The sequence below is a fragment of the Fredinandcohnia onubensis genome (assembly GCF_002734285.1).
In the GTDB taxonomy this organism is placed as follows: Bacteria; Bacillota; Bacilli; order Bacillales; family Bacillaceae_L; genus Ferdinandcohnia; species Ferdinandcohnia onubensis_A.
Genome location: NZ_NSEA01000004.1, coordinates 39,929 through 60,629, shown reverse-complemented (window position 1 = coordinate 60,629; position 20,701 = coordinate 39,929). Strand labels below are relative to the sequence as shown.

Annotated in this window: 17 protein-coding genes; 1 reads left to right on the top strand and 16 read right to left on the bottom strand. The window is 38.6% G+C overall.

Annotation, left to right across the window (positions count from 1 at the left end; genetic code table 11):
- Positions 1–8: 8 nt before the first annotated feature.
- The 8 genes from def to CKJ95_RS05315 form a co-directional block, all read right to left on the bottom strand.
- The gene (def, locus tag CKJ95_RS05350) at positions 9–482 is read right to left on the bottom strand and encodes a peptide deformylase (protein ID WP_099352375.1); all 474 of its coding nucleotides are present in this window, start codon (positions 480–482) and stop codon (positions 9–11) included.
- A gap of 59 nt (positions 483–541) precedes the next feature.
- A complete protein-coding gene (gene priA, locus CKJ95_RS05345; protein WP_099352374.1) occupies positions 542–2,956 on the bottom strand; it encodes a primosomal protein N' in 2,415 nt (804 codons plus the stop codon).
- Positions 2,953–4,155 (bottom strand): bifunctional phosphopantothenoylcysteine decarboxylase/phosphopantothenate--cysteine ligase CoaBC, encoded by a 1,203-nt coding sequence (gene coaBC, locus CKJ95_RS05340; protein ID WP_099352373.1) that lies wholly within the window; start codon positions 4,153–4,155, stop codon positions 2,953–2,955. Before coaBC ends, priA begins: the two co-directional genes overlap by 4 nt.
- A 57-nt stretch (positions 4,156–4,212) precedes the next feature.
- Positions 4,213–4,446 carry a DNA-directed RNA polymerase subunit omega gene (gene rpoZ, locus CKJ95_RS05335; RefSeq protein WP_099352372.1) on the bottom strand — a complete coding sequence of 78 codons (234 nt, stop codon included), beginning with the start codon at positions 4,444–4,446 and terminating at the stop codon, positions 4,213–4,215.
- Positions 4,447–5,064 carry a guanylate kinase gene (gene gmk / locus CKJ95_RS05330; protein ID WP_099352371.1) on the bottom strand — a complete coding sequence of 206 codons (618 nt, stop codon included), beginning with the start codon at positions 5,062–5,064 and terminating at the stop codon, positions 4,447–4,449. It lies immediately after the preceding gene.
- A gap of 12 nt (positions 5,065–5,076) precedes the next feature.
- The gene (remA, locus tag CKJ95_RS05325) at positions 5,077–5,340 is read right to left on the bottom strand and encodes an extracellular matrix/biofilm regulator RemA (protein ID WP_010282579.1); all 264 of its coding nucleotides are present in this window, start codon (positions 5,338–5,340) and stop codon (positions 5,077–5,079) included.
- A gap of 60 nt (positions 5,341–5,400) precedes the next feature.
- Positions 5,401–6,276: a YicC/YloC family endoribonuclease gene (locus CKJ95_RS05320; protein WP_099352370.1), complete on the bottom strand. Its 876-nt coding sequence runs from the start codon at positions 6,274–6,276 to the stop codon at positions 5,401–5,403.
- Between the two features lie 200 nt (positions 6,277–6,476).
- A complete protein-coding gene (locus CKJ95_RS05315) occupies positions 6,477–9,167 on the bottom strand; it encodes a calcium-translocating P-type ATPase, SERCA-type (RefSeq protein ID WP_099352369.1) in 2,691 nt (896 codons plus the stop codon).
- Between the two features lie 170 nt (positions 9,168–9,337).
- Here CKJ95_RS05315 and CKJ95_RS05310 point away from each other — a divergent pair, with 170 nt between their 5' ends.
- Positions 9,338–11,047 (top strand): Rqc2 family fibronectin-binding protein, encoded by a 1,710-nt coding sequence (locus CKJ95_RS05310; protein ID WP_099352368.1) that lies wholly within the window; start codon positions 9,338–9,340, stop codon positions 11,045–11,047.
- A 48-nt stretch (positions 11,048–11,095) separates the two neighbouring features.
- Here the strand turns inward: CKJ95_RS05310 and pyrE are convergent, their stop codons facing one another.
- The 8 genes from pyrE to CKJ95_RS05270 are packed head-to-tail and all read right to left on the bottom strand — an operon-like array spanning position 11,096 to position 20,604.
- Complete coding sequence (pyrE, locus tag CKJ95_RS05305; protein ID WP_099352367.1) at positions 11,096–11,728, bottom strand: orotate phosphoribosyltransferase; 633 nt, start codon at positions 11,726–11,728, stop codon at positions 11,096–11,098.
- Positions 11,725–12,441: an orotidine-5'-phosphate decarboxylase gene (gene pyrF, locus CKJ95_RS05300; RefSeq protein WP_099352366.1), complete on the bottom strand. Its 717-nt coding sequence runs from the start codon at positions 12,439–12,441 to the stop codon at positions 11,725–11,727. Before pyrF ends, pyrE begins: the two co-directional genes overlap by 4 nt.
- Entirely contained in the window at positions 12,441–13,352 is a 912-nt protein-coding gene (locus tag CKJ95_RS05295) for a dihydroorotate dehydrogenase (RefSeq protein WP_099352365.1), read from the bottom strand. Before CKJ95_RS05295 ends, pyrF begins: the two co-directional genes overlap by 1 nt.
- Positions 13,349–14,128: a dihydroorotate dehydrogenase electron transfer subunit gene (locus tag CKJ95_RS05290; protein ID WP_099352364.1), complete on the bottom strand. Its 780-nt coding sequence runs from the start codon at positions 14,126–14,128 to the stop codon at positions 13,349–13,351. Before CKJ95_RS05290 ends, CKJ95_RS05295 begins: the two co-directional genes overlap by 4 nt.
- On the bottom strand, positions 14,125–17,337 hold the full coding sequence (gene carB / locus CKJ95_RS05285; RefSeq protein WP_099352363.1) for a carbamoyl-phosphate synthase large subunit: 3,213 nt from the start codon (positions 17,335–17,337) through the stop codon (positions 14,125–14,127). The genes CKJ95_RS05290 and carB overlap by 4 nt, the downstream gene beginning before the upstream one ends.
- Positions 17,322–18,422 (bottom strand): carbamoyl phosphate synthase small subunit, encoded by a 1,101-nt coding sequence (locus tag CKJ95_RS05280; RefSeq protein WP_099352362.1) that lies wholly within the window; start codon positions 18,420–18,422, stop codon positions 17,322–17,324. Before CKJ95_RS05280 ends, carB begins: the two co-directional genes overlap by 16 nt.
- Positions 18,419–19,705: a dihydroorotase gene (locus CKJ95_RS05275; protein WP_099352361.1), complete on the bottom strand. Its 1,287-nt coding sequence runs from the start codon at positions 19,703–19,705 to the stop codon at positions 18,419–18,421. The genes CKJ95_RS05280 and CKJ95_RS05275 overlap by 4 nt, the downstream gene beginning before the upstream one ends.
- Entirely contained in the window at positions 19,702–20,604 is a 903-nt protein-coding gene (locus CKJ95_RS05270; protein ID WP_099352360.1) for an aspartate carbamoyltransferase catalytic subunit, read from the bottom strand. The genes CKJ95_RS05275 and CKJ95_RS05270 overlap by 4 nt, the downstream gene beginning before the upstream one ends.
- Positions 20,605–20,701: the final 97 nt, after the last annotated feature.

Below are 20,701 nucleotides of genomic sequence, written 5' to 3'. Positions count from 1 at the left end.
GTAATTACCTACCCTTCAATTTCTCCTTCTTCATAAAAACGGTTCACCTTCGAGGTAAATAAAATACCGTGGAGATGATCGATTTCATGTTGAATTGCACGGGCCAAGAATTCTCTTGCCTCTATTATGTATGTTTTCCCTCTTCGGTTCTGCGCTCTAACCTTTACGTAATCATTGCGCGTAACTTCACCAAAAAGGTCCGGAAAACTGAGACAGCCTTCTGGACCTACCTGTTCACCTTTATGTTCAAGGATCACGGGATTAATAAGTTCAATAAGTCCGCTCTCGTCTCCGATATCAACGATTGCGATTTGTTTAGCAATTCCAACTTGAGGGGCAGCTAAGCCAACACCGTCCGCCTCAAGCATTGTATCATACATATCTTTAATTAGTTTTGACAATTTCCGGTCAAAGGTTGTCACCTTTTCACATTCTACCTCTAGTATTTCATTAGGGTATTTAACAATTGGTAATACTGACAAGTGTGTTCCTCCAACATTCTACTTTTTTACTAGTCTCTCTCTTTTCACTTAACTTTAAACTACATCATAATATATGGGTTTAAGTCAATTGATAATGTAAGTGAGTTTTGAGAAATTTCTCGTTGATAACGATCTAGTATTCCTTTTAAAAGTTTATTAAGATTTGGCTCATTTTTGTATTTTATCATGCATTGGTATCGATATCTATTATTAATCCGAGCAATCGGTGAGGTTACCGGCCCTAAGATGATCGATTGATTAGATAAGGAATTTCGTAAATAGATTGCAATCTTCTCGGCAACATCCACAGTTTTCGTTAACTCTGGATGTGTCACGGTTACTAATGCGAGATAATAATAAGGCGGATAGGCATGAGCTTTTCTGATTCTCATTTCATTTTGATAGAAGGCGTCATAATCATGATGACTCGCAAGCTCTATACTATAGTGCTCAGGAGTATAACTCTGAATTACAACCTCACCTGGCAACTCATGACGTCCCGCTCTTCCACTAACTTGTGTAAGAAGCTGAAACGTTTTTTCTGATGAGCGAAAATCTGGCAGGTTAAGCATGGTATCAGCCGTTAAAACACCAACTAATGTGACATTTGGAAAATCTAATCCTTTTGCAATCATCTGTGTACCTAATAAAATATCAGCTTTTTGATCACCAAATTCTTTTAATAACTTCTCATGGGCACCTTTTCGGCTTGTTGTATCTACATCCATTCGAATAACCCTTGCTTCTGGTAATACCTTAGCAAGTTCTTCTTCCACCTTCTGAGTGCCTGTTCCAAAGAAGCGAATATGCTCACTTCCGCACTCTTGGCAAGTATTAGGCATGAATGTTTCGTAACCACAATAATGACATTTTAAACGGTGATGTGTTCTGTGATAGGTTAGCGAAATTTCACAATGTGGGCAATTTGCGACATATCCACAATCCCTGCACATGACAAACGAGGAATGTCCACGCTTATTTAAGAATAAAACCGACTGTTCATTTCGTTCAAGTCGCTCTGTTAATTTTTCAAATAAAGAGCCTGAAAACATGGAGCGATTACCATTGCGCAATTCCTCGCGCATATCTACGATTTCAACACTTGGCAGTGGCCTTTGATTAACTCTTTCCTTTAATGTTACGAGTTCATAAACATTCTTTGAGGCTCGTGCAAAGGATTCAAGCGTCGGTGTAGCACTTCCTAAAATAACAGGAGCATTATGTAGGTTCCCACGAAAAATAGCAACATCTCTCGCATGATATCTTGGATTGTCTTCTTGTTTATAGCTGGATTCATGTTCTTCATCAATAATAATGATTCCGAGATTCTCGAACGGTGCAAAAATAGCAGATCTTGCCCCAACTACAACACTAACTTCCTTACGGTAAATCTTTCGCCATTCATCATATTTCTCTCCGATTCCTAGACCACTATGCATTACGGCAACCCGAGAACCAAATCGGCCCTTAAAGCGACTCACCATTTGTGGGGTAAGAGAGATTTCTGGCACAAGTACTATCGCTTCTTTACCTTTTTTTAAGACTGCATCAATTGACTGCATATAGACCTCGGTCTTACCACTCCCTGTAACACCATACATTAAAAACACCTTGTGAAGTACATCCTCAATTGAGGAAAGAATTGGAGAAATCGCGTTTTGTTGTTCAGTTGTCAGTGGCATTGGTGTAGTCGGTTCAAAATGCTTGTCCGCATATGGATCCCTGTATACCTCAACATTTTTTTCTGAAAGAAGGCCCTTTTTAACCATTGTTCGAATCGTGCTATCTGTCACGCCAACCTCCTGTAAAAGTTCCTTTAAAAAGATTGGCTTATTGTCCTTTAAAAAATAGTCAAGTACCTCTTTTTGTCTTTTAGCAGATGCAGGAAGTTCGTGGATTATTTTTTCAGTTTCCTCTATTGAATTTGAAAGCAGTATTTGCTTCATTGTCTTCTTGTTGCTACGATTTTTTACTTTGTAGACAACTTCAAGCAGGCCTTTTTTTATATCCTTTTGGTAAATATGTAGTAAATCTTTTTTTTCTGCATCTTCCCAACTAATAACGTCATGTTGGATAAATGAAGTTTGAATGCCTGGGTCCAAATGACTTCTGTTTGAAGGTTCAAGTAGTCTTATTTCTTTTTCATATTTTGCCCGCATGGCTGAAGGAAGCATCGCTTGTAATGCAGAGATTGTAAAACAAAGCGTCTTTTCTGTTAACCATTTCCCAATATGAAGAAGCTCCTCGTTTAAGGCAGGTGTAAGGTCAAGCAAGGAATGAATTTCCTTCAACTTCTTCACTTCTCCCTCAGAGGATAGACTCATAACAAAGCCCTGCACTTTCCGGGGACCAAACGGAACAACGACCCTCATACCGGGTACGACGATGTCCTTCCATTTATCAGGAACTAGATAATCATAGGTTTTATCTGTTTGCATTGCCGGAACATCGACGATTATGCTTGCGATTTTCATTTATTATCGCCATCCAAGAATTTTTTCACTTCTTGAAGAATTGCTTTTGCAACTTCTAGTTTAGTCATCATCGGCAAATCTTTATGTGTCCCATCCTTCTTATAAAGCGTTACTAAATTTGTATCAGTACCGAAACCCGCACCTTGTGTCGTCACATTATTTGCAACAATCATGTCAAGTTTTTTCGAGGATAGTTTACGTTTTGCATATTCCTCTATATTATCTGTTTCAGCAGCAAAACCAATTAATAATTGATGATCCTTTTTTTCTCCTAACGTTTTTAATATATCTGTTGTTCTTTCTAGTTCTAGGACAAGGTCTCCCGTTTTCTTTTTCATTTTTCCATCATAGACATGCTTAGGACGATAATCCGCAACAGCTGCAGATTTTATGACAATATCACTTTGTTGATAGTGGGACATCACTTGTGTAAACATCTCTTCTGCAGATTCAACTGAAATCACCCTAACATTAGGTGGAACTGGAAGATTAGTCGGTCCAGAAATCAAGGTTACTTCTGCACCCGCTTTACCTGCAGCCTCTGCTAGAGCATACCCCATTTTACCGGTTGAACGATTTGTGAAGAATCGGACAGGGTCAAGTTTCTCACGTGTTGGCCCAGCAGTTATTAAGACCCTTTTACCGTATAAAATTGGTTTTTCAGAAAAATGAGCAGTAATAAGTTCAACAATTTTTTCCGGCTCTTCAAGGCGTCCTTTTCCAACATACCCACATGCCAAATACCCTTCAGAAGGTTCAATAAATTGATATCCATCCCGAGCTAAGATTTCGATATTTCGTTTTACAGCAGGATGATCATACATATGAACATTCATTGCAGGAGCAATCCATACAGGGGCTGTAGTTGCAAGCAATGTTGTCGTGATCATATTGTCTGCAATTCCATTTGCGAGTTTGCCGATTATATTTGCTGTTGCAGGTGCAACTATAACTAAATCGGCCCAATCTGCAAGATCGATATGGGCAATAACAGCCGAATCTTTTTCATCAAATGTATCAAAATAAACATCATTCCTTGATAAAGCTTGGAATGTTAATGGTGTAACAAATTTCATTGCAGATTCGCTCATGATTACTTTTACTTGAGCTCCTGCTTGGGTCAACTTGCTTGTCAAAGCTACCGCCTTGTATACCGCAATCCCACCACTCACGCATAGTAATATTTTTTTATTTAGCACTTGAATCCCCCATTTCTTAAAAAAATAACAACCTACATGAGAGGTTGTTATTTTTGGTTATTCAGTAATTGTTGGTGTTGTATCAACATCGGTTTTCTTATCAGTCGAATAATAAAGTAAACCGGCATCAATTTCTTCTAATGCTTTACCAACTGATTTAAAAGATACAGGCTTCTGTACCATTCCATTATTCTTCTCTTGCATTTCTCTTGCCCTTTTTGATGCAACAGTTACAAGTGTATACTTGGAATTCAATTTATTTAATAATGAGTCAATAGATGGATTTAACATTTAAAAATCACTCTCCAACATTTTTTTATAGCGTCTTGCCACTCGATCTCTTCGACAATGTTCAGCTGTTACAATTGCATTAATTCGATCGCATGCAAGTTCTACTTGATCATTTTCAACTACATAATCATAAGCGTCCATCATTTCAATTTCTTCTTTTGCTACCTTCATTCTGTTAAGAATTAAATCATCAGTTTCAGTACCCCTCGTTACGATCCTGTTCTTTAATTCCTTCAAACTTGGTGGCGCTAAGAAAATGAATAACCCCTCTGGAAATGCTTTTCTTACTTGAAGGGCACCTTGTACTTCGATTTCTAGAAATACATCTCTACCTTCCTGTAAGGTTGACTCTACATAGTCAATTGGGGTTCCATAATAGTTCCCTACATATTCTGCCCATTCTAGAAGCTTGTCGTTTTTTATTAATTCCTCAAACTCTTCTTTCGATTTAAAGAAGTAATCTACACCATCTACTTCTCCCTCGCGCGGTTTTCTCGTCGTCATCGAAATAGAGTATTGAAATTTTGTATCAGGCTGAGAAAAAATAGCTTTTCGAACAGTCCCTTTCCCGACACCAGATGGACCTGATAAAACAATTAGTAAACCTCTTTCTTTCATTCGTTCTAATACCTACCCTTCGTCTGTTAGCTCATCTTCTTTTGAAAGTCTCTGTGCAACCGTCTCTGGCTGGACTGCGGATAGTATAATATGGTCACTATCCATAATCATAACCGCACGGGTTCTTCTTCCGTATGTAGCATCAATGAGCATTCCTCGATCACGAGCGTCTTGAATGATTCGTTTAATCGGAGCAGATTCGGGACTCACAATCGATATAATTCTGTTGGCCGAGACAATATTCCCGAATCCGATATTTATTAATTTGATTTGCACGTAAACTCCCCCAATAAGTACCCCTCTATTTTTGCCGTGATAATGGCTTTATAATCAAGCTTATTCAATATTTTGAACTTGCTCTTTTATTTTCTCTAGTAAACTTTTTATCTCCACTACATGTTTTGCAATCGTAGGATCATTCGCCTTTGAACCGATTGTGTTGGTTTCCCTATTCATTTCTTGAACGATAAAATCGAGTTTTCGACCAATAGGTTCATTCGTACTTACAGTTTCTTTAAACTGACTAATATGACTTTCGAGACGGGTCAGTTCTTCACTGATATCAGCTTTTTCCGCAAATAGAGCGACCTCCGTGAGAATACGATTTTCATCAAATTCATTGCCCACATATTCTTTGATCCTATTCTCAATACGATCCCGATACTGAGTAACCACAATTGGTGCATATTCTTTAATAGTATGTACATTTTCTACAACTAGGTCGAGAAAGGAGAAGATCACTTCAATTAATGTCTTTCCTTCAGCTTCCCTCATTTGTTTTAATTGGAGTGTAGCACTTTGAATCACCTCAAGAACCGTTGATTCCAGTTCATTATTCTCCATTTCCTTCTCTTCAATAGAAAGAATATTTTCGTTTGAAAGTAGCTGCTGTGAAGTAATTTGATCACTAAGTTGGTATTTTTCTTGGATGACTTTGGTTGTTGAAACGAGCTCTTCTAATAAATCCCAGTCAATGGAAATTGCTTTCGTAACTAGTCCTTCACCTTCAATATTTAAAAATACTTCGACACGACCTCTTTTTACATGCTCTAATATCGCTTTTTTTATTTTATCCTCAAGAAACAGTAGTTGTCTAGGTAATCTTATATTGATTTCACAGAATCGATGGTTTACAGATTTCAGTTCAACATGAACGGCGTAGCCATCCAATTCCTTATTGGCACGACCATAACCTGTCATACTTGCTATCATCTTTTCACTTCCAATCTAACATAAAAGAGACATTACTTTATAGATAAAATTTCTTCATTCTATACTTATTTTACCATTGATTTCTAAAATCGAGTAGTTTTTAAAGATTTCAACAAAAAAGAAAAAAGGTAATAGAGTGCATACTCCATTACCTCATGAATTATAACATAGTTTTGTAACTAAAATCCAAGCCTTACACTTTATGCACGAGCTGTAGAACGCTTGTTTGTTAATAATGATCCTGCTAAAAGGAATGTTGGAATTGCAGACATTCCTAGAACTAGGAGCCAATCTCTTGGTTCAATTGCGTATGTCTTGAAGACCGGTTGTAATGGTGGATAGTAAATCACAATTAACATTAATACGATAGATGAAATGACCGCCCATACTAAGTACATATTTTGGAATGGATTCCGGTGAAAAATAGACCGTTCACTACGACAATCAAATACATGGATAAGCTGTGCCATTACAAGTGTTGCAAACGCAATGGTTTGGGCATATCCGAGATTGCTTGGATCCCTGTGATAGACAACCATAAAGGCTGCCAGGGTTGCTATCCCAATTAAAAAGCCGCGGCTGACAATTTTCCAGCCCAATCCTCTTGCAAAAACCCCTTCTTTTGGATGGCGTGGGCCATGTTTCATCAAGTTCCCCTCTGGTTGATCAAGTCCAAGCGCCATTGCTGGTAATCCATCCGTTACCAGGTTAACCCAAAGAATTTGGATTGGTACGAGTGGTAATGGTAAGCCCATTAGCATCGCAAATAACATAACAAGTATTTCACCCACATTAGAAGCTAATAAATATCGGATAAACTTTCTAATATTTTCATAGATATTTCGGCCTTCTTTTATAGCTGCTTTAATTGTCGCAAAGTTATCATCAAGTAATACTAATGATGATGCTTCTTTTGCTACATCTGTACCTGTAATGCCCATCGCAATACCGATATCCGATGCTTTAATCGCAGGCGCATCATTTACACCATCACCTGTCATCGCAACAATATGTCCCCTGCTTTGAAGAGCTTTTACGATTTTTAATTTATGTTCAGGTGACACCCTTGCATATACATAGACATCATCGACGATTTCCTCTAGCTCTTCTACATCCATTTTTGAAAGAGCATATCCATCTAACACTTTACCCCCTGGAGGTAGAATGCCAAGTTGTGTAGCAATCGCTTTTGCTGTAATAAGATGGTCTCCTGTTATCATAACCGTCTTAATCCCAGCATCTTTACACTCTTTAACTGCATCTTTTACTTCTGGTCTTGGTGGATCGATCATTCCTTGAATCCCAATAAAGGTTAACTCGCTTTCGGCTTCGCTTTCCGACACTAACTTTTGATTAGGCCGTAATTGTTTAAAGCCAACTGCAATCGTACGAAGAGCATCCGAGGCTAAGCCCTCAATCGCGTCCTTAATCTCATTCTCGTATCCTGCTGTTAATGGTTGCTGTTTATTATCCCAAAGGACCGATTTACTCACACCTAGTAATACGTCAGGTGCACCCTTTGTAACAACAAATTGATTTCCAGCTCTATCTTTTACAATGACACTCATCATTTTTCTTGCAGAATCAAATGGGAACTCTTCTACAATATCAAATTGCTCTGCTAATAATTGATTCGTAAGTCCCGCCTTAATACCTGCAACAAGTAAAGCTCCTTCAGTCGGGTCTCCATCAAGGATAATATCATCATCCTTCTGCTTTAATGATGCATTATTACACAACACTCCAAAAGTTAATAATTGTTGAAGAGTCTTATGTTCTGATGGTTTGATTTCTCTATCTCCCAAGAAAAACTTCCCATCTACATCATAGCCTGTACCGGAAACAGACCAAGTTTTGCCACCAGACCAAAGATGTGTAACCGTCATTTTGTTTTGAGTCATCGTTCCTGTTTTATCTGAGCAAATGACCGAGGCACAACCCAAAGTTTCAACAGCAGGCAAGCGTCTGACAATTGCGTTCTTCTTAATCATTCTTTGAACACCTAAAGATAGCGCAACAGTAACAATTGCCGGCAATCCTTCAGGTATGGCAGCAACAGCCAATGAAACTCCCGCTAAGAACATTTCATAAAGCTCATGTCCATTGATAACACCTACCACTACAACTAAGAGAGTTAAAATTAAGGCAACGGTAATTAAAACCTTACCTAATTGTTCCAACCTTCTTTGCAATGGAGTAATCATCGCTTCGGCCGATTGAAGAAGTTCTGCGATTTGGCCCATCGCTGTATTCATACCAGTTCCTACTACGATACCTACGCCACTACCACGTGTAACCATCGTTCCCATAAATGCCATATTTTCTTGGTCACCAAGTGAGACATCACCGTCACGAATCGGTTCAACATGCTTTGTAACAGGAACAGACTCCCCTGTAAGCGCGGATTCTTCAATTTCTAAGCTTTTCACATCAATTAAACGTACATCTGCACCAATACGATCACCACTGGTAAATTTAATGATATCCCCTATAACGAGTTCCTTTGAAAGAACACGACCCCATTCATTACTTCGAAAAACATTTACCTGTGGTGCAGAGAGTTCCTTTAAGGCTTGAAGCGATTTTTCTGCTTTTCGTTCTTGGAAAAAACCTAAAAATCCATTAATTAAAACAATGGCCATAATTGCGATAGCATCAATGTATTCCCCTAACAACCCGGAGATCAAGGTTGCGGCAAGTAATACAAGAACCATAAAGTCCTTAAACTGAGCTAAAAAAAGCAAAATTGCTGAAGGGCGTTCGGCTTCCTTCAATTCATTATATCCAAATTGCTTTTGTCGCTGCTTTACTTCTTGGTCGGAAAGACCATGAGAAAGGCTTGTATTAACTTTTTTTTCGACCTCTTCTGATCTAAGCTCATACCACTTCATCCGTCTTTTACACACCCCTCACATTAAATCATATATCTCTTTGAAAGCTTATTCAGTCTCGTCCCAAAAAATGCTATACTTTTTCTAAGTTACCTATTTATTGGTACAATAACATTGAAGAGGAACTAGAAGACCTTGTCTTCTATTGATATGGAAAAGAGGAAACACGTATGACATTCGATGGAATCTTCACACATGCAATTGTGAATGAATTACAAAAAACATTAGAGAGTGGTAGGATCTCAAAAATCTATCAACCATATAAAAATGAACTTATCTTTCAGGTTCGTTCAAATGGAAAGAATCATAAGCTACTGCTTTCAGCACACCCTAGTTATGCCCGTATCCATGTAACAAATGAGTTATATGATAACCCACATGAGCCGCCGATGTTTTGTATGTTACTCCGCAAACATCTAGAAGGCAGTATCATCGAAAATATCCGTCAGGTTGATATGGATAGGATTATTATTTTTGATATAAAAGGCCGTAATGAACTTGGTGATGTTTCTTTAAAACAACTGATTATAGAAATTATGGGTAGACATAGTAACATCATCCTCGTTGATTCGGAAAAACAGACAATCCTTGATAGCATCAAACATATTTCACCAGCAGTCAATCGTCACCGCACTGTATTACCAGGGTATACATATGTTTTTCCTCCTGCTCAGGAAAAGATAGATCCTTTTACAGTCGATGAAGAGACATTCTTGAGGAAAATTGATTTTAATGCTGGTCGTTTAGATCAACAGATTGTGAATAAATTTTCTGGGATCTCCCCTGTATTTGCAAGAGAAGTTATATTTCGCGCCGGAATAGCTAATCGAAAATCATTACCTAATCCTTTTTTATCGATGATTACGACGATTAAACAAAATCAAATTACACCACAGATCATAACAAAAGGACAAAAGGACTTTTTCTATATCCTTCCGTTACATCATATTGGTGGTGAGGCAAAGGCATTTGATACGATTAGTGAAATGCTCGATCGTTTTTATTTTGGAAAAGCAGAACGTGACCGGGTTAAGCAGCAAGGCAATGATTTAGAACGGTTTATTCATAATGAAAAAACAAAAAACGAGAAAAAAATCAAAAAACTCGAAGCAACCTTAGTCGAATCTGAAAAAGCTGAAAAATATAAGCTCTTTGGTGAACTTTTGACAGCGAATATGTATGCGATAACTCGAGGCGACAAGGAAATTGAAGTGTTGAATTACTATTCAGAGGAAAATGAGATGGTGAAAATACCCCTACACCCACAAAAATCACCATCTGAAAATGCGCAAAGTTATTTTTCAAAGTATCAAAAAGCAAAGAATGCAGTTTCCTATGTAGAACATGAGATTGCGAAAGCTAATGAAGAAATTGCTTATTTCGAGTCTTTATTACAACAAATCGAATCAGCTGCACCAAAGGATTTGCAGGAAATTCGTGAGGAACTTATGGAAGAAGGTTATCTGAAGAAAAAGCAACAAAAAGGCAATAAGAAGATGAAACCTATGAAACCTTCTATTGAGCACTATGTAGCAAGTGACGGGACAGAAATCCTTGTTGGTAAAAATAATAAACAAAATGATTATTTAACAAATAAACTAGCTGCAAGAGATGACATATGGTTACATACCAAGGACATACCAGGTTCACATGTGATTATTAGAAGCAAACAACCATCACCAGATACAATTCTTGAGGCAGCGACAATTGCAGCGTATTTTAGTAAAGCAAAAAATTCATCCTCTGTACCGGTTGATTACACACTGGTGCGCCATGTTAAGAAACCGAATGGTTCAAAGCCTGGCTATGTCATCTATGATAATCAACAAACCGTATATGTGACACCACAAGAAGATTTAATTTTACATCTAAGAAAGTAAATAAAAAAATAAATGCCCTAGGATCACTTGATTCCTAGGGCCTGTTTATTATGCTTTAGTTGTATACCAGTCAACCGGATTTTCTCTCCAGCTCTTAAGGCTTTCAACATCGTTTTCAGATACGACATTTTTTTCAAGTGCAACATTAATTAAAGTTGGATAATCGGTTAAGGTATGAGCTGAAATATTTGCTGCTTCTAATCTTGCTGTTGCTGCTGGAAGTTGATACGAGAAGATTGCAACAATACCTAGTACTTCACACCCTGCCTCACGGAGTGCTTCAGCTGCTGTAATGGCACTACCCCCCGTTGAAATAAGGTCTTCAATAACGACAACTTTTTGTCCTTTAACCACTTTGCCTTCAATTTGATTGCCTTTGCCATGTGCTTTTGCTTTGCTGCGCACATAGCACATTGGGATATTTAATACATCACTTACCCATGCTGCATGAGGGATCCCAGCAGTTGCAGTTCCAGCAATCACTTCGACCTCAGGATAATGAATTTTAATTAATTCAGATAATCCCTTAGCAATTTCCCTTCGTACCTGTGGGAAAGAAAGAGTCATTCGATTATCACAATAAATAGGAGATTTTAAGCCTGAAGACCATGTGAATGGCTCATTTGGTTGTAAAAATACGGCCCCAATTTCTAATAAATGTGCTGCTATTTCTTTATTCATACTCGTACCCCTTCCCATGCTGCTTTCATTTGTTTATATGTTTGTAATGGGTTATTTGCTCTTGTGATTGATCGACCAACAACAATCGCGGTTGATCCTAATTCTCTTGCTTTTTCAGGTGTTACAACTCGTGCTTGATCTCCTACTTCATCGCTAGCTTGGCGAATTCCAGGCGTAACTGTCATAAATTCGTTTCCTAGCTTTCTATTGATTACTGGAACTTCAAGAGAGGAACATACGACACCATCTAAGCCACTATCCTTTGTCATTGTTGCATACTCGACAACTACATCTAACAAATTGCGTTCGATTAGTAATTCATTTCTCATCACTTCTTCAGTTGTACTCGTAAGCTGTGTGACGGCAATACACTTAGGTCTTAACTGCCCCATTGTAGTTCCTGCCTCAAGTCCTTCGCGGGCTGCTACCATCATTCCCCGCCCTCCAGCAGCATGGACATTGACTAAGTCAACTCCAAGACCCGCCAGACGTTTCATGCTAGAAAATACGGTATTTGGAATATCATGAAGTTTCAAATCTAGGAAAATAGAATGACCTTGTTCTTTTAAAAAGTGAATGACAGATGGTCCTTCTTGATAATATAACTCCATTCCAACTTTCACAAAAAGTGGCTCTTTCCCAAAATCCTTGAGAAAGTCTTTCGCAGAAGTTAAGTTTGGAAAATCGAGAGCAATAATTAACGGTCGTTGCATTACTTCCAGCTCCTTCCCTGACATTCCGAGATATGCTCAAAACCATATTTATCTAGTAATCTTGGAAGATCCCGGGTAATTGTCGGGCAAACATATGGGTCCACAAAATTGGCAGTCCCAACTGCTACAGCACTTGCACCAGCATAGAAATATTCAAGAACATCTTCAGCTGATTGAACGCCACCCATTCCAATTATTGGTATCGACACTGCCTGACTTACTTCATGAATCATACGGATTGCAACGGGTTTGATGGCTGGACCTGATAGGCCCCCTGTTTTATTTGCTAAAATTGGGTTTCCTGTTTTAAGATCAATCCGCATTCCGATTAATGTATTAATCATTGTTAAACCATCTGCACCCGCTTCTTCGATTGCTTTTGCCATTTCAACAATGTTTGAAACATTCGGTGATAATTTAACGTATACTGGAACACTAGATGCTTCTTTTACATGTTTCGTAAGCTCTGCAGCCACCTCAGGAACCGTACCAAAAGCAATTCCACCCGTTTTTACATTTGGACATGAAATATTTAATTCTAGTGCATGAACGTTAGATGCTTTCGAGATTTCCCTAGCTACCTCGACATAGTCTTCAATTTGTGAACCGGCAACATTCGCAATAATGGGTACATCAAATTGATCAAGCCACGGAAGCTCCTCAGCCATGACTTTCTCAAGTCCTGGATTTTGTAATCCAATTGCATTTAACATCCCTGCACTGGTCTCTGCTACTCGTGGAGTTGGGTTTCCGAATCTTGGTTCTACAGTTGTTGCTTTAATCATAATCGCGCCTAATGTACTCAAATCGTAAAACTTCGAGTATTCTTTTCCGAATCCAAAGCAACCGGATGCTGGCATGATTGGATTTTTTAGTGATAAACCTGGTAGTTCAACTTGAAGTCTGTTCATAGTACCACCTCTCCAACCTTAAATACTGGCCCATCACTGCATACTTTTTTATAGGTATAACCGTCGGGATCATCTTGAAGATGACATACACATGCAAAACATGCGCCAATTCCGCAGCCCATTCTTTCTTCTAGTGAGATATAAGCATTTCGATCAGGGAAGGCCGCTTCAAGTGCCTTTAGCATTGGTGTTGGACCACAGGAATAGAGCGTGTCAAATGTAATACCGTTATTTGAGATGACATCTGTTACAAATCCTTTCGTTCCAACTGTTCCATCCACTGTTGCGATATAAGTATCACCTAACACACTAAATTTTTCTTCATAAAATACAGCAGATTTTGATTGGAATCCAAGGACGTGAATCACTTTAATACCTTTTGCAACTAATCGCTTCGATAATTCATAAAGTGGCGGAACTCCAATTCCTCCACCGACAAGCAGGGCAGTTTCACCAACACCTACTTCATCCACTGGAAAGCCGTTTCCAAGTGGACCTAACACATCGACTGATTGATCAATGTTTTTTTCAGAAAGGACTCGTGTGCCGAGTCCTTCCTTTCGGTAAATCAGTGTGCATTCTTGCTTTTCTTGATCAATATTTGCAATACTAATCGGTCTTCTTAGCAACGGGTCAATTCCATCACTGACTTTTACGTGGACAAATTGTCCTGGATCGTTCATTGCCTGAACTAAATCCCCTGCTAATGTTAGTTCAAAAATATCCTCTGCAATTTGAGTGTGGCTCACAATTTTCATTTGTTCCTTTTTAATCATGAATGTACCACCTCGCGTTTTTGCACGTGGGAACCCATCACTTCACTTGAGAATGTCATGGATTCCAGAACCTTTACGATTGCTTTAGCCGTATCTAGTGAAGTTAAACATGCAACTCCATTCTCAACTGTTTCACGGCGGATTCTAAAGCCATCTCTTGCAGGCTGTTTTCCTTTTGTTAATGTGTTAATTACAAATTGTGCTTTTCCTTGACGAATGACATCAATTAAATTTGGAGCCTCTGCACCAATTTTATTAACCACGGTCACAGGAATGTTTGCTTTTTGTAAGTAGCTAGCAGTCCCACTTGTAGCTAAAAGTTGATAGCCAATTGTGTGGAATCGTTTTGCAATTTCAAGCGCTTCTTCCTTGTCTTTATCAGCTACTGTTAATAACACAGATCCATATTTGGGAATCGTGATTCCGGATGCAACTAGGCCTTTATATAATGCTTTTTCTAGCGTATAGTCTTTGCCCATTACTTCACCAGTTGATTTCATTTCTGGTCCAAGCGAAATGTCCACATTGCGAAGTTTTGCGAACGAGAAGACTGGAACCTTCACATAAACTCCTTCACTTTCTGGGTGTAATCCTGTTGTAAACCCTTGTGATGGCAATGATTGTCCAAGTATTACCTTTGTCGCGATATTTGCCATAGGTACGCCAGTTATTTTACTTAAGAATGGGACTGTACGGCTTGATCTTGGATTTACTTCGATAACAAAGACTTCTTCGTTATAGACCACAAATTGAATGTTTAGTAGACCTATTATATTTAATCCTTTTGCAAGTGCAATCGTATGGTCAATGATTTGTTGTCTTACATGGTCTGATAAAGTTTGTGGCGGATATACGGCAATCGAGTCACCCGAGTGTACCCCAGCACGTTCGATGTGTTCCATAATCCCAGGAATATATACTGTTTCCCCATCAGAAATGGCATCTACTTCAATTTCCTTACCAGTTAAATAGCGGTCAATTAGTACTGGATGTTCCGGGTTAATCTTCACTGCATTCTCCATATAATGAAGAAGTTCTTCTGTTTGATAAACAATCTCCATAGCTCTTCCACCTAATACATATGAAGGTCTCACAAGCACTGGATAACCGATAGCTTCCGCAATGACAACTGCTTCGTCAACCGAAGTTGCTGTTTTCCCTTTAGGTTGTGGTATGCCAAGTGAAATAACGGTTTGCTCAAATTTATCTCTATTTTCTGCGCGGTCTAAATCTTCTAAAGATGTACCTAAAATTTTCACTCCGCGCTTAACTAAAGAACTTGCTAGATTGATAGCTGTTTGACCACCAAACTGTACAACTACACCTTCAGGTTGTTCAAGGTCAATGATATGCATAACATCCTCAATAGTTAATGGCTCAAAGTAAAGCTTATCTGAAATACTGAAGTCAGTTGACACTGTTTCAGGGTTATTGTTGATAATGATTGCTTCATAGCCTGCCTGTTTAATCGCCCAAACAGAATGAACGGTTGCATAATCGAACTCAACTCCCTGCCCGATTCGGATTGGACCTGAACCTAGAACGATAACACTCTTCTTATCCGTTACAATTGATTCATTTTCATCCGCATATGTTCCATAATAATAAGGTGTTTCTGATTCAAACTCAGCCGCACATGTATCAACTATTTTATATACTGGGACAATTCCTGCTTGTTTGCGAGTTTCATAAATTTCAATCTCTGTTGAATCCCATAACTCCGCGATGATGGAGTCAGCAAATCCTTTCTTTTTTGCCAACTTCAATGTTTCTAGATCACCTTTATTTTCCCGTAATGTGTCTTCGAGCGTGATTATATTTTCAAATTTTTGGAGGAAGAATAAATCAATTTCACTCCACTCATGAATTTGTTGGATGGTGATACCACGTCTAATCGCTTCCGCAAGATAGAATAGACGCTCATCTCCTGCTTTCCTAATTCTTTTTTTAATTGTGGCAGGATCAGCATTTGTTGCATCCTCTAATTGAATATGAGAAACATTTGACTCGAGCGATCGAACTGCTTTAAGTATGGATTCCTCGAAATTACGGCCAATGGCCATAACTTCACCAGTGGCTTTCATTTGCGTTCCAAGTCGGCGGTTTGCAGACTCGAACTTATCAAATGGAAAGCGGGGTATTTTTGTAACGATATAGTCAAGTGCCGGTTCAAAGGCTGCATATGTTTTTCCTGTAACAGGGTTAATCATCTCATCAAGCGTTAAACCTACAGCAATTTTTGCCGCAAGCTTGGCAATTGGGTAACCAGTTGCCTTAGATGCTAACGCTGAAGAACGACTCACACGTGGATTTACCTCGATAATATAGTAATTGAAACTATAAGGATCAAGTGCTAACTGTACATTACATCCACCTTCAATCCCAAGTGCGCGGATGATTTTTAAAGATGTATTTCGTAATAATTGATATTCTCGGTCACTTAATGTTTGGCTCGGTGCAACAACAATTGAATCACCAGTGTGAATTCCAACTGGGTCTACGTTTTCCATGTTACAAACTACAATTGCAGTATCTGCAGAATCGCGCATTACTTCATATTCAATCTCTTTAAACCCTGCAATACTCTTTTCTAGTAGACATTGTGTTACAGGACTATTTTTCAATCCACTTGTAACAATTTCAATCAATTCTTCTTCATTGTTACAAATTCCACCACCAGTACCTCCTAAGGTGAAGGCTGGTCTTACAATGACGGGGTATCCTACTTTTTCAATAAATCCGTATGCTTCATCTAGGTTATGGATAATTTCACTTTCTGGCACAGGCTCATTCAGTTCGTTCATTAAGGTTCGGAATAAATCACGATCTTCGGCTTTTTCAATCGCTGAAAGAGTTGTCCCTAGGATCTCGACATTACATTCTTCAAGAACGCCTGATTTTGAAAGTTCTACAGCCATATTTAAGCCAGTTTGACCACCTAGTGTTGGCAGGATTGCATCCGGTCTTTCTTTACGAATAATTTTGCTTACAAATTCTAATGTTATTGGTTCTATATAAACTTTATCTGCAATTTCAACATCCGTCATAATTGTTGCAGGGTTTGAGTTAACCAAGATCACCTTATAGCCTTCTTCTCGTAAAGCTAAGCAGGCTTGAGTCCCTGCATAATCAAATTCCGCTGCTTGCCCAATAACGATTGGACCTGATCCGATTACTAGAATAGTGTTAATATCTAAGCGTTTTGGCATAGCTCTTCGCCTTCTTTCTTGAAGTTTTCAATCATCTGTAAAAAGTCGTTAAATAAGCTATTTGCATCCTCAGGTCCAGGTGAGGCCTCTGGATGATACTGAACAGTAAATGCTGGATAATCTAAATGGCGCAGTCCTTCTACGGATCCATCGTTAAGTGCTTTATGTGTTACTTCCAGTCTTGTAGAAGCTAGAGACTTTTCATTAACTGTATAGCCATGGTTTTGAGAAGTAATAGCAACCTTTCCGGATTTTATGTGCTTAACCGGATGGTTCGATCCTCTATGTCCAAATTTCATTTTTTCAGTATCGGCACCACCTGCTAAAGCAAACAATTGGTGACCTAAGCAAATCCCAAATAAAGGAACCTTCCCTAAAACACCGTTAATCATTTCGATAGCTTCAGGTACATCTTTTGGATTCCCAGGTCCATTACTTAGCATGATTCCGTCAGGTCTTAGTCGAAGGATTTCTTCCGCTGTTACATTGTATGGAACGACAATTACATCACAGTCACGGTGATTTAGTTCGCGTAAAATACCGTGTTTCATACCAAAATCAACTAAAACAACACGATGTCCTCTACCTGGGCTTGGGTAAGAACCTTTTGTAGAAACCTGTTTTACTTGGTCAGTGGGTAAGGTACGATTACCAAGTTGGTTGATAACTTCACTTACATTAACATCCATTCCACAAATAGCACCTTTAAGTGTCCCATATTGGCGGATAATTCTTGTTAGCTTTCTTGTATCAATTCCAGAAAGTCCTGGAATACTTTTTGACTTAAAATACTCATCTAAATTAAATTGACTTCTAAAATTTGATGGATGGTCACACACTTCATTTACAATAAAACCACTGATAGCTGGGTTAATCGATTCAAAATCATCTCTATTAATACCGTAGTTTCCAATTAAGGGATATGTTAATGTTACAATTTGACCACAATAAGATGGGTCTGATAAAATTTCTTGATAACCTGTCATTCCAGTATTAAAAACAACCTCACCAAACTTCTCAATCTCACTTCCGAATCCTTCACCAACAAAAATGGTTCCATCTTCTAAAATAAGCTGTCGCTTCATACTAGAACACTTCCTTTCTGCCATACAATGTTGCCATTTACAAGTGTCATGACCGGCCATCCTTTACATTCCCAGCCAGTAAATGGTGTATTTTTTCCTTTTGAAACAAAGCTTTCTGGATCAATTGTTTCTGTAGCGTTTAAATCAATTACAGTTAAATCAGCATTCTTACCAATTTCTATGGTTCCAAATGGTAATTTAAATGTGTTTGCTGGTTTACTGGTTAGTAAGTCTACTAATTGCTTTAATGTCATTCTGTTGGTTTCAACAAAATGTGTATAAAGAAGTGGGAATGCTGTCTCTAAACCAACGATGCCAAATGGCGCTAGAGCCATTCCCTGTTCTTTTTCCTCACTTGCATGTGGTGCATGATCTGTAGCGATAAAATCGATTGTTCCATCAAAAAGTCCTTCAATAAGGGCCTCTAAATCCTCTCTTCCACGTAATGGAGGATTCATTTTATAATTTGTGTCTAGTGCAGGGATGTCTTCATCACATAGTAATAAGTGATGTGGTGTAACCTCAGCTGTTACATGGATACCAGCACGTTTTGCATCTCTGATGACACGAACTGATTCCTTTGTACTTACATGACATACATGGTAGTGGCAGCCCGCTGCTTCAGCTAATAAAACATCCCTTGCAATATGTACGGATTCGCACACAGAAGGAATTCCATTAATTCCATGTTTCTTCGAAAATTCACCCTCATGAACAGATCCTTTATTGATTAACGTATTTTCCTCACAATGGGCTACAATTGGCATATCAATTGCGGCCGCTTGTTTCATAGCTTCAAGCATCATTCCAGCAGATTGAATTCCAACACCGTCATCTGTGAATGCGAATGCTCCTGCTTCCTTTAATCCATTCATATCCGTAAGTTCTTGACCAAGCTCACGAATAGTGATGGACGCATATGGCAGAACATTCACATGAGCCGTATCCTTGATTCGTTGGTGTAACCAATTCATTTGTTCAACTGAATCTGGAACTGGTCTTGTGTTAGGCATTGCTGCAATTGTCGTGAATCCACCTTTTGCTGCCGAAAGACTTCCTGTTTCAATTGTTTCTTTATGTTCGCCTCCTGGTTCACGAAGGTGGACATGTACATCAACGAAACCTGCTGATACAAACATTCCTTCTACATCAATTACCTTACAATTCGTTGGATCAAGGTTTGTACCAACCGCTTCAATCATGTCATCCGTGATTTTGATATCTGCACTTACTAAATCACCTAGTTCGTTTAAAATTTTTGCATTTTTTAATAATGTGCTCATATTAAAATTCCTCCTTCAACCTGTTGTAACACTCTTTTAAGTACGGCCATTCTTACGAATACACCATTTTCCATCTGTTTAAAAATTCTTGAGTTTTGTGCTTCAACTAATTCACTTGCTATTTCAACTCCACGATTGATGGGAGCTGGATGCATAAGAATGCTACCCTTTTTCATGTTTTTGCTTCGCATAATCGTTAAACCATATTGTTCATGGTATTCTTCTTTCGTTAAGCCCATCGATGACGCATGGCGCTCATGTTGAATGCGTAGCAACATGACGACATCTGCTTCTCTAATCCCTTTATCAAGGTCTACATATTCACCACGTGGATTTGTATCATCTTGCCATTCTAATGGAGCTGAAAAACGAACATTTGCGCCTAATCTCGTTAGCACTTCGGCGTTGGATCTTGCAACCCGACTATGACGAATATCGCCAACGATTAGCACATTTAAACCTTGGAATCTAGCAAACTCTTGTTTAATTGTTAATAAATCAAGGAGAGATTGTGTAGGATGATGACCACATCCGTCACCTGCATTAATGATTGGAATATGGATGCCATTTATTAATTCCTTAAAATACTCATCCTTTGGATGACGAATCACGACTGCATTTGCCCCGATTGATTGAAGGGTTTTTACTGTGTCATAAAGACTTTCTCCCTTTTGAACACTTGAAGTCATTTCATCTAACTGCAGGATGTCTGCACCTAATCTTTTCTCGGCTACTTCAAAACTAAAGCGTGTACGTGTACTTGGTTCGAAGAAAAGATTGGCAACAAATGTTTGTTTTTCAAGCTTCCATTTGTTTCCTTCGGCAAACAGGCTCGCATCAAATAGAATTCGGTCAATATCCTCAATGCTTAACTCGGTCATCGTAAGTAAATGATTCATTTTCTCTCCTCCAATTCTTATAAAAAAACACCCTTACCTTTTTTAGGTAAGGGTGTAAGACAAGGTTTTGTTTGAAAAGAGGTATAAGAAAGCCAAT

Bases quoted from the DNA above. Each gene is read 5' to 3' on its own strand.
- priA (WP_099352374.1), bottom strand. From the start codon at position 2,956: ATGAAAATCGCAAGCATAATCGTCGATGTTCCGGCAATGCAAACAGAT.
- rpoZ (WP_099352372.1), bottom strand. From the start codon at position 4,446: ATGTTAAATCCATCTATTGACTCATTATTAAATAAATTGAATTCCAAG.
- gmk (WP_099352371.1), bottom strand. From the start codon at position 5,064: ATGAAAGAAAGAGGTTTACTAATTGTTTTATCAGGTCCATCTGGTGTC.
- CKJ95_RS05320 (WP_099352370.1), bottom strand. From the start codon at position 6,276: ATGATAGCAAGTATGACAGGTTATGGTCGTGCCAATAAGGAATTGGAT.
- CKJ95_RS05315 (WP_099352369.1), bottom strand. From the start codon at position 9,167: ATGAAGTGGTATGAGCTTAGATCAGAAGAGGTCGAAAAAAAAGTTAAT.
- CKJ95_RS05310 (WP_099352368.1), top strand. From the start codon at position 9,338: ATGACATTCGATGGAATCTTCACACATGCAATTGTGAATGAATTACAA.
- pyrE (WP_099352367.1), bottom strand. From the start codon at position 11,728: ATGAATAAAGAAATAGCAGCACATTTATTAGAAATTGGGGCCGTATTT.
- pyrF (WP_099352366.1), bottom strand. From the start codon at position 12,441: ATGCAACGACCGTTAATTATTGCTCTCGATTTTCCAAACTTAACTTCT.
- CKJ95_RS05295 (WP_099352365.1), bottom strand. From the start codon at position 13,352: ATGAACAGACTTCAAGTTGAACTACCAGGTTTATCACTAAAAAATCCA.
- CKJ95_RS05290 (WP_099352364.1), bottom strand. From the start codon at position 14,128: ATGATTAAAAAGGAACAAATGAAAATTGTGAGCCACACTCAAATTGCA.
- carB (WP_099352363.1), bottom strand. From the start codon at position 17,337: ATGCCAAAACGCTTAGATATTAACACTATTCTAGTAATCGGATCAGGT.
- CKJ95_RS05280 (WP_099352362.1), bottom strand. From the start codon at position 18,422: ATGAAGCGACAGCTTATTTTAGAAGATGGAACCATTTTTGTTGGTGAA.
- CKJ95_RS05275 (WP_099352361.1), bottom strand. From the start codon at position 19,705: ATGAGCACATTATTAAAAAATGCAAAAATTTTAAACGAACTAGGTGAT.
- CKJ95_RS05270 (WP_099352360.1), bottom strand. From the start codon at position 20,604: ATGAATCATTTACTTACGATGACCGAGTTAAGCATTGAGGATATTGAC.